The organism is Bacillus sp. FSL R5-0593 (assembly GCF_038603755.1).
Classification (GTDB): domain Bacteria; phylum Bacillota; class Bacilli; order Bacillales; family Bacillaceae; genus Bacillus; species Bacillus velezensis.
This window is the reverse complement of sequence record NZ_CP152011.1, coordinates 3,220,439-3,234,880: the sequence shown is the minus strand read 5'-3', so window position 1 is coordinate 3,234,880 and position 14,442 is coordinate 3,220,439. Positions and strand designations below refer to the sequence as shown.

At 47.3% G+C, this 14,442-nt stretch carries 13 protein-coding genes; 2 read left to right on the top strand and 11 right to left on the bottom strand.

Annotation, left to right across the window (positions count from 1 at the left end; genetic code table 11):
• Positions 1-32 precede the first annotated feature (32 nt).
• From nupQ to malK, 6 genes are all read right to left on the bottom strand, one after another.
• Positions 33-992, bottom strand: coding sequence for a guanosine ABC transporter permease NupQ (gene nupQ, locus NYE36_RS16055; protein WP_003152071.1), 960 nt, complete (start codon positions 990-992; stop codon positions 33-35).
• Positions 993-2,039: an ABC transporter permease gene (locus NYE36_RS16050; RefSeq protein WP_047936075.1), complete on the bottom strand. Its 1,047-nt coding sequence runs from the start codon at positions 2,037-2,039 to the stop codon at positions 993-995.
• Complete coding sequence (locus NYE36_RS16045) at positions 2,032-3,564, bottom strand: ABC transporter ATP-binding protein (RefSeq protein WP_043020760.1); 1,533 nt, start codon at positions 3,562-3,564, stop codon at positions 2,032-2,034. The genes NYE36_RS16050 and NYE36_RS16045 overlap by 8 nt, the downstream gene beginning before the upstream one ends.
• A 141-nt stretch (positions 3,565-3,705) precedes the next feature.
• Positions 3,706-4,779 carry a BMP family protein gene (locus NYE36_RS16040; protein WP_047936073.1) on the bottom strand — a complete coding sequence of 358 codons (1,074 nt, stop codon included), beginning with the start codon at positions 4,777-4,779 and terminating at the stop codon, positions 3,706-3,708.
• A gap of 401 nt (positions 4,780-5,180) precedes the next feature.
• Positions 5,181-5,888, bottom strand: a complete 708-nt coding sequence (locus NYE36_RS16035) for a response regulator (RefSeq protein WP_003152077.1) — start codon at positions 5,886-5,888, stop codon at positions 5,181-5,183.
• Positions 5,881-7,482, bottom strand: coding sequence for a malate sensor histidine kinase MalK (malK, locus tag NYE36_RS16030; protein WP_047936071.1), 1,602 nt, complete (start codon positions 7,480-7,482; stop codon positions 5,881-5,883). Before malK ends, NYE36_RS16035 begins: the two co-directional genes overlap by 8 nt.
• Positions 7,483-7,656: 174 nt before the next feature.
• Between malK and NYE36_RS16025 the strand changes: the two genes are divergently transcribed.
• Positions 7,657-8,214, top strand: coding sequence for a YufK family protein (locus tag NYE36_RS16025; RefSeq protein WP_007408662.1), 558 nt, complete (start codon positions 7,657-7,659; stop codon positions 8,212-8,214).
• A gap of 14 nt (positions 8,215-8,228) precedes the next feature.
• On the opposite strand, the gene NYE36_RS16020 is transcribed toward NYE36_RS16025, so the two are convergent.
• The 3 genes from NYE36_RS16020 to NYE36_RS16010 form a co-directional block, all read right to left on the bottom strand.
• A complete protein-coding gene (locus tag NYE36_RS16020; protein WP_007408661.1) occupies positions 8,229-8,642 on the bottom strand; it encodes a thiol-disulfide oxidoreductase DCC family protein in 414 nt (137 codons plus the stop codon).
• A 21-nt stretch (positions 8,643-8,663) separates the two neighbouring features.
• The gene (locus NYE36_RS16015; RefSeq protein ID WP_012118304.1) at positions 8,664-10,538 is read right to left on the bottom strand and encodes a transglycosylase domain-containing protein; all 1,875 of its coding nucleotides are present in this window, start codon (positions 10,536-10,538) and stop codon (positions 8,664-8,666) included.
• An 89-nt stretch (positions 10,539-10,627) separates the two neighbouring features.
• A complete protein-coding gene (locus NYE36_RS16010) occupies positions 10,628-11,872 on the bottom strand; it encodes a multidrug efflux MFS transporter (protein ID WP_007408659.1) in 1,245 nt (414 codons plus the stop codon).
• A 151-nt stretch (positions 11,873-12,023) separates the two neighbouring features.
• Here NYE36_RS16010 and kapD point away from each other — a divergent pair, with 151 nt between their 5' ends.
• Positions 12,024-12,641: a 3'-5' exonuclease KapD gene (gene kapD / locus NYE36_RS16005; RefSeq protein ID WP_003152084.1), complete on the top strand. Its 618-nt coding sequence runs from the start codon at positions 12,024-12,026 to the stop codon at positions 12,639-12,641.
• A gap of 24 nt (positions 12,642-12,665) precedes the next feature.
• Here the strand turns inward: kapD and NYE36_RS16000 are convergent, their stop codons facing one another.
• Together NYE36_RS16000 and NYE36_RS15995 are read right to left on the bottom strand one after the other, a co-directional pair.
• Entirely contained in the window at positions 12,666-13,052 is a 387-nt protein-coding gene (locus tag NYE36_RS16000) for a kinase-associated lipoprotein B (RefSeq protein ID WP_015240473.1), read from the bottom strand.
• 47 nt (positions 13,053-13,099) lie between these two features.
• Positions 13,100-14,383, bottom strand: coding sequence for a HAMP domain-containing sensor histidine kinase (locus NYE36_RS15995; protein WP_015240472.1), 1,284 nt, complete (start codon positions 14,381-14,383; stop codon positions 13,100-13,102).
• Between the last annotated feature and the right edge of the window lie 59 nt (positions 14,384-14,442).

Genomic DNA, 14,442 nt, shown 5'->3' with positions numbered 1-14,442 from the left:
ACCAGGGTGCGGAACTCTTTTTTTTGTGGCAATCAGCGTTTTCCTTTAATGTAAGGGATGCCGTTGGCTTTAGGCGCATCCGCGCGGCCGATGAAGCCGGCAAGCGCGAGAATGGTCAGAATGTAAGGAGCCATCAGCATGTATACATTCGGAATGTCTTTGAACAGGGGCAAAAGCGAGCCGATAATGCTCAAACTCTGTGCAAATCCGAAGAACAGCGCAGCCCCGAGCGCGCCGATCGGATGCCATTTGCCGAAAACCAGCGCGGCGAGAGCGATAAAGCCTTGCCCGGAAATGGTGGAGTGCGTGAAATCAAGCGCGATCGTGGAAGCATATACACCGCCGCCGAGCCCGCCGAACAGCCCGCTGATCATGACGCCGATATAGCGCATGCCGAACACGTTGATTCCCATCGTATCGGCCGCCATCGGATGTTCCCCGACAGAACGGATGCGGAGGCCGAACGGCGTTTTGAATAAAATAAACCAGGAAACAAAGGCCAGTACGATGGCTAAAATCGACGTATAATATACGTCGGAAAAGAAAATCTTTCCTAAAACCGGAATATCGCTTAACCCGGGAATGTTCGTTTTGTAAAAGGGCTCCGGGATTTTATCAGTCTGCGCCTTTCCGTAGATCAGCTTGACGATAAACAGTGTCGCTCCTAACGCGAGCATATTGATCGCCACACCGGTTACCGTCTGATCGGCGCGGAAAGAAACCGCGGCGGCCGCGTGAATCAGTGAGAACAGTCCGCCGGCAATCATAGCCGCAGCCAAGGCGAGCCAAGGAGCGGCGGCGCCAAGCTCGCGTCCGAAAAATAAGTTGAACATGACGCTTGTAAAGGCGCCGATAATCATCAGTCCTTCAAGACCGATGTTGACAACTCCCGATCTTTCAGAAAACACGCCGCCGAGAGCGGTTAAAATAAGCGGAGCCGCATATACGAGTGTTGCCGGGACAATAATGGATAAAATCTGCAGGAAGTCCACTTACTTCGCCCCCTTTTTCTTCAATTTATCAAGGATGAGACGGATGGCGTAGCTTGATGCCACAAACAAAATAATAATGGCGATGACGATGTCAACGACTTCAGAAGGCACCCCGGATTCAATCGGCATATTTAATGCCCCGACTTTAAGGCCGCCGAGAAGACATGCCGCCAGAACAACGCCGATTGCCGTGCTGCCGCCGAGAAGCGCAACCGCAATGCCGTCGAAGCCGACGCCGGTAAAGGCGCCCTTAACCGCCGCGTATTGAAAGGTTCCGAGTCCTTCCATCGCGCCGGCAAGCCCCGCGAAGGCGCCGGAAATCATCATGGCGTACATCATATTTTTTCTGACGCTCATTCCGGCGTATTGTGCGGCGTGCTGGTTAAAGCCGACAGCCCGGAATTCAAATCCGCTTTTTGTTTTATGAATGATAAACCACATGAGGACTGCCGCAAACAGAGCGATCAGAATGCCCCAGTGAAGGCGGGAGTAATCTGTCATCTGCTCTAAAAACGGCGAGCGGAGCGACGCGCTTTCATGAATTTTGTCTGTTTTGTCCCGGTGGTCCGTCATAACATCGGAAATGAGATAATTGGTTAAATGAAGAGCGATATAATTCATCATGATCGTGACAATCACTTCGTGGACAAAAAAACGGGCTTTTAAAAATCCGGGAATCAGGCCCCAAATGCCGCCCGCAACCGCAGCCGCCAATAACGAAAGCGGAAGGTGGATGTAAGCGGGGGCGTCAAAGGAAGCGCCGACCCACACCGCGGCGGTCCAGCCGACAAGGAGCTGTCCTTCAACCCCGATATTAAACAGGCCGGTCCGAAATGCGAATGCCACGGCCAATCCGGACAAAATATATGGCGTAATCTGGCGGATCGATTCCCCGATGTAATACACTTCTCCGAAAATGCCGCTCCAAAGAGCCGAATACCCGCTTACGACATTGTAGCCGCTGGCGAGCATGATGACCGCACCCGCAGCTAACCCAAGGATGATCGCAATCAGCGGCACAGCCAGATGAGAAAGTCGATTAATCATGTGTTTTCCCCGCCTCCATTTGCTTACTTCCCGCCATTAAAAGTCCGAGCTCCTGCTCGTTTGTTTCAAGCGGATTGACGTTTGCGATGATGCTGCCTTCAAAGATGACGGCGATGCGATCGCTGAGATTCATTATTTCATCAAGTTCAAAAGATAACAGAAGCACCGCTTTACCGGCGTCACGCTGCTCAATGATCTTTTTATGGACGAATTCAATCGCGCCGACATCGAGTCCCCGCGTCGGCTGGGCCGCAATTAAAAGATCCGGATTTCTGTCCACTTCCCGGCCGATAATGGCCTTTTGCTGATTCCCCCCGGAGAGAGCGCGCGCAGGCGTATATTCATCAGGTGTTCTGACGTCGTATTCTTCAATCAGGCTTCGCGCTTTGTCATAAATCGTGTGTTTATTTAATATGCCGAAAGAAGAGTAGGGCTTTTGGTAATAACTTTGCAGCACGATATTTTCTCCGATCGGAAAATCAAGGACGAGCCCGTGTTTATGCCTGTCCTGCGGAATATGCCCGATGCCGGCTTCAGTGACTTTCCTGGGCGGCATGTTTTGCAGCTGTTTGCCCTTTAACGTGATCGTGCCGGCATTCGTTTTTCTGAGACCTGTAATGGCTTCAATTAATTCAGACTGGCCGTTTCCGTCAACGCCCGCAATGCCGACGATTTCACCGGCTCTGACTGAGAGGGAGAGCTGTTTGACCGCCTCAACGCCGCGCGCGTCCTTAACCGTTACATCAGAAAGTGAAAGCACTTCTTGTTTCGGATCGGCCGCTTGTTTATCCGTCTTGAATGACACTTCGCGTCCGACCATAAGGCTTGCCAGTTCATCTTGATCCGTATGTGCGACATCGAGTGTTGTAATGCCTTTTCCTTTCCGGATGATGGTGACACGGTCGCAGACTTCCATAATCTCTTTTAATTTGTGGGTGATGAGGATGATTGATTTTCCTTCATTGACAAGATTTTTCATAATCTGAATCAGTTCTTGAATTTCGTGCGGGGTCAGCACCGCGGTCGGCTCGTCAAAAATGAGAATGTCGGCGCCCCGGTAGAGGGTCTTTAATATTTCCGCCCGCTGCTGCATACCGACGGAAATATCGGCAACTTTGGCTTCAGGATCAATGTGCAGGCCGTAACGGTCGGAAATATCGCGCACGTCCCGGGCGGCGCGCTGTCTGTCAATTCGGCCGAAAGTTTTCGGCTCTTTTCCGAGAATGATATTTTCTGAGACGGTAAAGGTATCCACAAGCATAAAATGCTGGTGCACCATCCCGATGCCGAGATCGTTAGCTCTGTTCGGGCTGTTGATGTGAACGCGTTCGCCCCGCACCCGGATCTCGCCTTTTTCCGGCTGATACAGGCCGAATAAAACGTTCATGAGTGTCGATTTTCCGGCGCCGTTTTCACCGAGAAGGGCGTGTATTTCGCCTTTTTTCACTTGAAGCGTGACGTCATCATTGGCGACGATTCCGGGAAACTCCTTGCGTATATTAAGCATTTCAATGATATAATCCACCGATTTGACGCTCCTTTTCAGAGATACTTTGATGAGAAAGAGCTTGGCAAAAGAAAAGCTGCAAGAGATGCAGCTTTTCCTTCACCGCTCTTTTCATAAAAGAGAGGGGATAAGCACGGAAGTCTCCTTATCCCCTGGTTCTTACTCAGCCTTGAAGGATTTCAATTCTTTTTCAGTTGAAGGGATCTCGAGTCCGTCCGCGATTTTCTTCTTCCAATCGTCTGTTGCTTTGATGACATCGTCAGAAAGGTTCTCCTTGTGATCCGAGATGCCGACTGCATCTTGCGCCAAACCGTATGTTAATGTTTTGCCGCCCGGGAATTTCCCGTCACTTGCTTTTTTCGTTAAGTCCTCTACGGCTGTATCCACTTTTTTGACCATTGATGTCAGAGTGACATTGTCTTTTGTGCCTTTGACTTGGCCTTCCGCGTACTGGTCTTTATCAACACCGATAACCCATACGTTCCGCTTCGGATCTTCTTTTTTCAGATTTTTCGCTTCTGTGAAGACGCCCGTTCCCGTTGCGCCGGCCGCGTGATAAATGACGTCAACGCCTGATTTGAACATGCTTTCAGCCGTCGCCTTACCGACATCGGCTTTGTCAAATCCGCCCGCATATTTCACTTCGACGGTCGCTTTCGGATTTGCGGCTTGTACACCCGCGCGGAAGCCGATTTCGAATTTTTTGATCAATTCAGACTCCATTCCGCCCACGAATCCGACTTTTCCCGTTTTGCTCGATAGCGCAGCAGCCGCTCCCACGAGGAATGAACCTTCCTGCTCTTTAAATGTAAGGCTCGCCACGTTGTCTTTTTTGACAACGGCGTCAATGATCGCAAAATTGGTGTCTTTGCGCTGATCGGCGATTTCGCTGATGGAATCCTGCATCAGATACCCGACGCCGTAAATCAGGTCAAAGTGTTCCCGCGCTAATTTATTTAAGTTCGTTGTATAATCTGCATCTGATTTTGATTGAAGATAGTCAAAACCGCTTTTGCCTTTTGTAAGCCCGTTGTCTTTTCCGAATGCCTGAATACCTTCCCAGGCGGACTGGTTAAATGATTTGTCATCGACACCGCCGATATCTGTTACCATGCCGACGGTAAAGTTTTTGCTGCCGGAGCCGTTTGCTTTGTCACTTGAACCGCATGCGCTTAATATGGTTCCGGCCGCCGCGATGAGCGCCATCGCCATTCCGATTTTGCGTTTTTTCAAAGATATAACCCCCCTGTAAAATATGGCTGTGCCGTTCAATTCAGACTTGAGTCCCCGTACCGGATGCAGAATCGAAAAAACTTTCTGATAATAATGATGAGACGTCTCTCTTTTTCCCGCCTTGAGCGGCTGTCTCTTCCGGGTTCGGGACTTATGACTTATCTGAAAAGATCTGCTAACCAATCATAATTTATCATTTTACCCGCCATAAATAAATAGAAATTTGCTTATTTTTTAAAAAATATCAATTTTATGAATCGGCTTCCTCATCTGGATAAAACAGAGGAGGAACAGCCGGGTCATTATCCTTATATAGCATACAAAAAAGGAATCTCAAGCCTTTTGTCACGGGATATGACAGTAAAAAAGCACCGTTCACAGCGGAACGGCGCTTTTTGACATTATAAATATTGTTTGATGCTGCTGACATTGCCGGTGTTGATATGATATTGGAAGACGGGTCTGCCGATCGTGCCGTACGCCATTTCTACATTCAGCACTTGTATGTCTTCCAGAAATTTAAGGTATTTCCGGATGGAGACTTGCGAGATTTCAGTATGCTTGGCGAGATCTTCTGTGGTAAAAGAGCCGTCACCGAAAGACTCAATGCTCGCCCAGATGAGTTTAAGCGTGCTTTTTGTCAATCCCTTCGGAAGGTGAACCTTTTCTGCCGCTTCTTTCTTTTGAAAAAGCTCGGCATCCAATTCTTTCTGTGTCATGCTTCTGTGTGATTGATAAACTTTCTGCTTGCGTCTGTAGTCGGAAAGAGCGGTTTGAAAGCGGTCAAATTCAAATGGTTTGATTAAATAATCGACGGCGCCGTACCGAAGCGTTTTTTTGATGACGTCCAGCTCGCTTGCGGCCGAAATGACGATGACATCAACCGATTCATTTTGTTTGCGGATTTCCGTTAAAAGCTCAAGCCCGTTTTTTCCCGGCATGTAAATGTCAAGAAGGATGAGATCGATATGATGCTCGCTCAGCACGTGCAGCGCGCTTTGAAAGGATGATGCGATCCCTTTCAGCTGAAATCCTTCAATCTGGCTGAGATAGCGTTTATTTAATTCACCCACCATGGGGTCGTCTTCAACTATGAGTACATTAATCATCATTTTCCTCCTTCGGTTCATACGGAATGCGAAGACTGAAAGTCGTTCCTTCATTCTTTTCACTTGTCACAATCATATGGCCTTTTAAATTTTCTGTTGCCTGCTGGGTGAAATAGAGGCCGAACCCCCGGTTTGTCCCTTTCGTGGAATAACCTTGTTCAAAAATACGGGCTTGGTCTGCCGCAGACATTCCGGCTCCCGTGTCCGTAATCTCTATATCAAGCTGGCGATCCTGAAACCGCATCGAGCACGTAATGTTTTTTTTCGGCATCTGCGCCACTGCATCGAGCGCGTTGTTTAACAGGTTTCCGATAATCGTAATGAGCTCATGGATGACGGCCGGATCTGCCGCATTCGGGATCAGGCTGCCGAGCTGAATGTCCAGATCAGCGCCCTGTTCGCGTATGTAGCTTTGTTTTCCTAGAAGAAACCCTGCGAGAACCGGACTTTTGACATCACTTATAATCTCGCTTGTTTCCGTCTTCTGCTGAATGGCAATGTCTTTAATGTAAGTGCCGAGATCATCGTATTCTTTTAACTGGACAAGCCCTAAAATAACATGAAGCTTATTCATGAATTCATGAGACTGGGCTCTTAATGCGTTTGCATACATTTTAACACCGGACAGCTGTTCTGCTAAATGTTTGACCTCCGTTTTGTCCCTGAAAGTGGCGATCGCTCCGACAGTTTGTCCTTTCAGATGAATCGGAACCTCATTAAAGACCAGCTCAAGCCCGTTAATGCGGATATCCCTGTCCTGAAGCGGTTTTTTCGTTTCAATCACTTGTTTCAGCCGGCTTTTCGGGAGAATATCGTTCACATCTTGATCGACCGGATTAGTCGGAATACCCATTTTAATAAAAAGCCGTTTCGCTTCCGCATTGGCAAGCTTGATTTTTCCCCGCGCGTCAACCGCCAGGATGCCTTCCTTCGTTGATTCGAGCATGGCGCTCCGCTCTTCGAGGAGGGTGGCGATTTCATAAGGCTCAAGACCGTACATAATGTTTTTGACGGTGCGGGCGACAATGACTGCTCCGATGACGCCGACAAAAATACTTACGCAGATGATGAAATAAAGCGGTCTCAAACTGTGGCTGACGACATCCTGTATTTTGTTAAGCGAAATTCCGACCGAGACGACGCCCACTTGTTTTTTATCTTTTCCATAGATCGGTACGAAGGCTCTCATGGATTTTCCGAGAGTTCCCGCTGATGTGCTCGTTTTGATATGCCCGTGCATCGCCGGCTGTTCATCTCCGCCGGTGAATTTCTTCCCGATTTTATTTACGTCGGGGTGGGTGAGGCGGATGCTGTTCATATCCATCACCACGACAAATTCGGTTCCTGTCGTATGCTGGACGTCTAATGTATAATCCCGGAGCTCTTTCAGCCCTTTTCTTGTTTGCAATGCCCGCGCGACACTCGGTGTTTCCGCGACCAGCTTTGCGGTGCGCAGCGCGGTCGTCCGTTCTTCTTCTTTCACGCGGTCTGCTGTTTGGACGCTGATCGTGAAAAAGGTGATACAAAGTGCGATAAGGACGACAATACAGACGAATATCGTTAATCGGGTTTGCAATTTTAATGTTTTTTTCATAACAGCCTTCCTTACGTTTATCATTCCCGCGTTCTACTTTACTCCGAAAAAGCCGGTTTGTGAAGATCAGGCCCTTATTTCGTAAAAGTGAGGAAAAATGGTATTTTTTATCTTGTCAATGTGTTTTAAGTCCTCCATAATAAGTGAGGTAGATTACAGAAAGGGACTTTTTATATGAAAAATACTTATTGGACGGGTTATTTTCCGCTCGTTGCGATTCTGCTTTTTAGTTCGTCATTATCCATTTCTACCTCGCTTTATGTCATGAAGATACTTCAGACGCTCGGCATGTATCAGGGGATGCTGGATTATTTCTCTGAGAAAGGGATCAGACTGGCGCTTTTTGCAGCGTTCGCCCTTGTGTATTTTATGCTCTTTTCGGCTTTGAAGCTGATTGCAAACACAGTGACAGAGCTGTCTCTTTTGTTTTTCACAAATGACCCTGAAGGGGACAATCTGAAAAAAATCAGATTAGGCTCTTTAATTTATGTAGGCGGAGGAATTCTTTCCTTTGCGCTCGTGCAGAATGGTTTTTGGATTGCGGCGTTATTTGCCGTTGTTACGCTCGTTTATTTGATTTTCATGGTGTACAGAATCTATTCGACACTCTCGATCGTTTCGCTGATCGGTTTTATATTGCTTGAGATTCTGTTTTGGTTTACTTTTGTTATCGGTATTTTGTACATCTTTATCAAGCTTTATAATAGCATAATGGCTAGCTTACCTGTGTAAGCTAGCCATTTTTGTTAAGACAGAAATCTGTTTTTGATCTCAGGGGAGGGGAGCATGCATGCTTCCCTTTTTCCGAACCATTTGTAACGGCGCCGGGCGATGAAAGAATAGGCTCTGTCCCTGAGGGGGCGGGGCACTGCGAAAAAAACCGCTGACAGCCGCCAGGCTCCGCGGAGATGACGGGAAACCTTTAACACGGCTGCGGATTTTTTGTATATCCGCCCGTTTTCGATAAAAATCATGCTGTCAAATTGTTCTGTCGGAAGTCCTTCTGATGCCAAAAGCTCCCGGGCGGTATCTGATTGCAATGAAGCAAATGAGATTTTGCCGGCCGGATCGCGTTTAATGATGAATTGAACGGCGCCGTTGCATAAGTTGCAGACGCCGTCAAACAAAAGCACGCGGTCCGGAAGCTGAGCTGGTTTCAAAGCGGATCCCCTCCGTTATCTTTAATAAGCTGCCTGCAGCGTGTTTTTCCAGATCGAAAGCTGAGGGCTTGCGTCATGAAGGTATTCGACGCTTGACGGTGTATCCTTTCCGACCCATACCCCCATCGTATAAGCGTCCGTCAGGCCGACAAACCACATATCGTGATAGTCATTTGACGTTCCTGATTTTCCGCCGACGTACGGAGCTTTAAAGTTCGCTTTTTTTCCTGTTCCGCTTTTGACGACGGCTTTCATCATTTCTTTGATCTGCATGTTGGTCCGCACGCTGAATACCTGCGTCGGCTCATCTTTCCATTTTAATATCGTTTTTCCTTTTAAATCAGTCACTTTTGTAATCGCGTGACTCGGCGTATAAACGCCGTTGTTGCCGAACGTGGTGTACGCATTGGTCATTTCAAGCGGAGTCATGCCGTTTGTAAAACCGCCAAGCGCCGCAGGCAGACGGTAATCCGCGCTGACCAGCTTCGCGAAATGAAACGGTTCAAGGTAGCTGAACGCCTTATTGACGCCGACGCGGTCCATGATTCTGATGGCCGGTGTGTTGTACGAGTATTTAAACGCCGTTTCCAGCGTGACCGTACCGTACGTGCGGTTATTGTAGTTTTGCGGGCAGTAATCCGCACTGCAGAATTTGCTTGCGTCAATCTTGCTGTGTGGCGTTGCGCCGGTCTTTTCAATGTAAGGTCCGTAATCAAGCAGCGGCTTAATGGATGAACCGGGCTGTCTGTATGCCTGATAGGCACGGTTGAAATCATATTTATGATAATCTTTCCCGCCTGAAAGCGCGATAATCTGATGTGTCTGATGATTAATCACGGCCGCTCCGCCCTGGACGCCTGCATACGGCAGATTTTGATTCACTTGGGCGACGACCTGGTTTTGCATATACGGATTCAGCGCCGTATAAATCTTTACGCCGTCTTTTAACAATGTGCTGACTCTGTCTGAAAGCTCACTCTGTATTTTTTGTTTCGCCTTTCCGGAAGCTTTTTCAAGACGTTTGTCATAGCCTTCGGATGATGAAACAAGCTGTGTGAATTCATCATTTACATAGGAAACATAGTCAGGATATTTATTTGTTTTTTCGTTTATATCAAGCTTGATCTTTTCCTTTTCGGCTTTTTTCAGCTGTTTCCCGGATATAACGCCTGCTTTTTTTAATCCGTTAAGCAATCTGACTTGTCGTTTTTTCGTATAATCAAAATGCTTGAGAGGATCATATAATGTAGGGTTATTAGGGATGGCGCAGATAAAGGCCATTTCTCCCAAAGTGAGAGATTTCAGCGGCTTGCTGAAATAAAATTGTGCCGCCGAACCGACACCGTATACGCCGTTATTAAAATAAATCGTATTTAAGTAGCCTTCTAAAATCTCATCTTTGCTGTATTTTTTCTCAAGCTGATAGGAATAGGCCAGCTCCGTCAGTTTTCGGCTGAAGGTGCGTTCATGGCTTAAATACACATTCCTTGCCAGCTGCTGGGTGATGGTGCTGGCGCCCTGATCAATTTTATGATCTTTGAAATTGGAGGCGGCCGCCCTGACCATCCCCATAAAGTCAAACCCTTTATGCTCATAAAAATGACGGTCTTCAGAGGTTAAAAACAGTTGTTTTACCTCATTCGGTATTTTATTAAAGGGCACGATCACGCGGTTCTCATGATCGCTGACAATCTCAGAAACAAGGCTTCCGTCCCTGTCATACATGTAACTGTTTTGAACCAGGTTGATCGCTTTTAAATCAATATGTTTATCGAGCACCTGATCAAAAGGCTTGATTTGTTTTACCTCTTTGCCGGAAGCAATAACTGTAAATGCACACAACGGGATAATGCCGAGCAGCAAAATCCATCCGATTATTTTACGTACCATGGTCACTCTCTTTTCTCCTGATTTCTAGCCATATCGTATCATTCTTTTAAGAATACGAGAAGGTTAAATTTAGAAGAAATCGTGATCGCTGCCGGTCAGCCCGCATTTGACGCTGTATCCTTTTGCAGATGTCCCGCCATCCATAAGAGCCCCGCGCCTATTAAAAAGAGAAAGGCGGTGACGTAGAAAGCAGCCGAAATGGAAAAACCGCTTGAGACCGCACCTCCGAGCAGAGGGCCGAGCACATTTCCGAGAAAACGAAAGCTGACGTTATAGCCGAGCACCTCTCCCTGGATGCTGCCCGGCGCCCTGACGCGGATTGCGGCCGTAATGCAGGGGAGCGTGCCGCCCATGACCATGCCGAACAGAAATCTGAAGACTAACAGAATGGAGAGGGAGGAGGCGAGCGCCTGCGGAATGAAAAACACCGCTGAGGCAATCAAAAGCACGATTAAGATCCGGCTGTGGCCGAAGCGGTCGCCGAAGTCCCCCCATTTCCGGGCAAGCAGTAAGCTTCCGAGTCCGGTAGCTGAAAACGCCATTCCGGAGAAAAAGGCTAAATTAACAGGTCCGTGCAGCTCATTGACATATAAAGCGAGCAGCGGCTGGATGCTGAAATTGCCGGTCTGCACGATCATAGTAAGCACCATCATCGCCCAAAGCGCGGGCTGGTGAAAAATATAGGAGAGCACCTGTTTTCTGGAATAGGTTTTCCGCTTGTTTTGTTTCTCGCCGAGCGGCTGCTCATTGACCTGAAATAAAACGAGAAGCACGGATGCGAAAATGACAAAAGACGTAATAAAAAATGTGTACGTAAACCCGAAGCTGTCAGCGAGCAGCCCGCCCAGCATCGGTCCGAATAAAGTGCCTGACACCTGACCCATCTGCAGCGTGCCGAGCGTCTTCCCGGCAGTCTCTTTCGGCGTCTGCGCCGAAATCATGGCAAGCGATGTCGGAACAAAGCCTGTTACTAGACCCATAAGCAGCCGGAGGACAAACAGCTGATAAACGGATGTCACAAACCCCATCAATAAAATGCTGACGGCAATGCCGGTTCCTGTAATCAAGAGAATTTTTTTGTATCCGCGCTTATCGCCGAATCTGCCCCAAAACGGGGAAATCACAAACGCCATTAAAAACGTGACGCCGAACACATACCCGCTCCATCTCTGCACATACCCGCCCGAATGGGGGCTGATCGTTTCGATATATAACGAAAGAAACGGAACAATCATGGTCATGCTGGCGGAAATAAAGAAATTTGTAATCCAAATGACGACGAAGTTCTTCTTACGGACAGAAATAACATCACCTTCTTTACTTTTCGTGTATCTAATCATTAGTATATAGGAATGAATCCGGTATTTGTATTTTCGATGCGGATATAGGAAAATTCATTATTTTTAGAAAATGAAGAAAGTTTCAGAGGGGAAACTGATATACTATCATAAAATATCATTTTTGATCGGAGGAAAGGCAGGTGTAAAAAAAGTGGATCAGCGCAGTCTGCTCATTATTGATTTTGAATTTACAATGCCTGACGGAAAATACAGCCCGCAAAATTTCTTTCCCGAGATTATTGAAGCGGGGATTGTCAAGACAGTGAATGATGAAGTGACTGAAACGTTTTCGAGTTATATCAAACCGAAAAAATTTCCGAAGCTGACGAAACGATGCAAAACCTTTCTGAACATCACCCAAAAAGACGTGGACGGCGGAATCACGTTTAATGAATTCATCCGCAAATTAAATGAGCTTGATCCTGATAAAAACTGCACGATCGTCACCTGGGGCAATATGGATATGAAAGTGTTAAAGCAAAATTGCATGTTTAACCACATCCCTTTTCCGTTCAAAGGAGAACTTCGGGATCTGTCCCTTGAATACAAAAATTTCTTCGGCGACAGAACATTGACCGGCCTTTGGAAAGCGGCAGAAGAGTATGGCGATAAAGGGACGGGCACGCATCATAAAGCGCTGGATGATGCGCGGACGACATACAAATTATTCAAGCTTGTCGAGCGGGATAAACAATATCTTGAAAAACCGAAACCTCCGACGATCGGTGATCGCGTCGATCTGACTGAACTGTTTCGCCGGGCCACATAAAAAAACCCAATCATGCCGACTGGGTCAAGTTCTTTTAAAATAGTCACGCTCTAACGCGGCCAAGTTGTCGAGCGAACGTTCCGCCCATTCTGAGCCGTCCGCTGTAAGCTGATCTTTCAGCCGGGCAGACGCCGCTTGTAAGGAAGCCGTATAATCAGGCACCTCGCCATCAAACGGTTTGACCATCTGATGCGGTATGTTTGTCTGTTCCCCGAATGCAAGCGCTCTTCTTTCATGAAAAAACGGAACATCCGCCTGCTTCGGATGATGAAGATCTCCTTGAGCGGGATGCGTCAGAACGGCTTTAATTTTCACTAAATAGTGATTGGGCCTGACGTCTGTCACTTCCCCTATGTATGCTCCTGTTTTATAAAACCCTTTTACGATTGTGCCGATTTCAAACGTATTCATAGCGTTCACCTCTCTCTAGTTATTCTATAAAAGATCAACGCGGTTGGCTAGTGAACAGCTGCCGGAAGCCTGACTGAGGCCGTTGTGCCCGAGTGCTCCCCGCTGGTGAAACAGACGGAGCCTTCATGATGCTGAATAATCGAGAATGTCACGGTAAGCCCGAGCCCGGTGCCGTTCGTTTTCAGCGTATAATACGGCTTGCCGAGTTTCTGCAGTTCTTCATCGGACATGCCGATTCCGTTATCCGTAATCTGAATGAGAATCATCTCTTCCTGTTTTTGGACGGAGACCTCGATTCGGCCGTTTTCAGAGGGCACGGCTTCAATACTGTTTTTAATCAGATTAATGAAGGCCTGTTTCAGTTTTTTTACATCGCCGAACACATATAAATCAGGCTCGCTTCGAACCGTAACGGTCACCGATTTAAAATTGGCATAAGACTCCATTAAGGAACCTGTTTCCTTTACGAGCAGAGAAATATCAAACTTTTCTTTTTCATAGTCATCCTGCTTCGCCATATCGAGATAATTCGTAATGATCGTCTGAGCCCGGTCGAGTTCGGACAGCACAAGTTTCTGATATCCGGAGTGGGATTTGTCCTGAAGCTGCTCGCCGCTGAACAGCAGCTGCACAAAACCTCTGACGACCGTAAGCGGATTGCGGACTTCATGGGCGACGCTTGCCGCAAGCTCGCTGACGACGGCCATTTTTTCTGAGTGAATCAGCCTTGCCCGCATGGACGCATTCTCATCAATGATCTCAATCAAATAAATGCACAGCAAAAGGGCGCTGACTTGAAAAAAAACAGATACTGCCGCCTCATAATAAACGGAAGATAGATTTTGAAAATTGAAAATATTGGTCGCGGAATAGATGAAGACAGATGCGGTTAATAAGGCGGTTTCAGTGCAGCCGATGAGAAGAGCGAAAAGCAGTTTCTTCCGCTTTGAAAAAAAAGGCCATTTCGTTTGGAGCTGGATAGGGATGATGATTAAAAAAGGAATTAAGGATAAGAAAAAAAGAGCGGAAGGTTCAAACCATATGAGCTGAAAAAAAACGGATGCCGCCCCTGCGGCAAGTCCTGCGGCGGTACCGGAATAAAGCAGGCAGACGATAATGGGAATCAGCTGCAAACCGTAACGGACGGAATGAAGCTCCTGGATGGGAAAAGCCGTACATAATAAGGAAGATGACGCTGCAAATACGGCGACCAGCAGGCGGTTCGCTCTCGGCACAAGCAAATCGGGCTTGCTGAGCCAGAAGACTTGATAAAGAAAAATAGGGAATAAAATAAAAGAGAAGTGAAGCAGGTAATCCTTTACGATCTCCATTTATGCGAAATCCTTTCCTATGTAAATATGAATCTATTATAACATCTTTACCGGAAAAA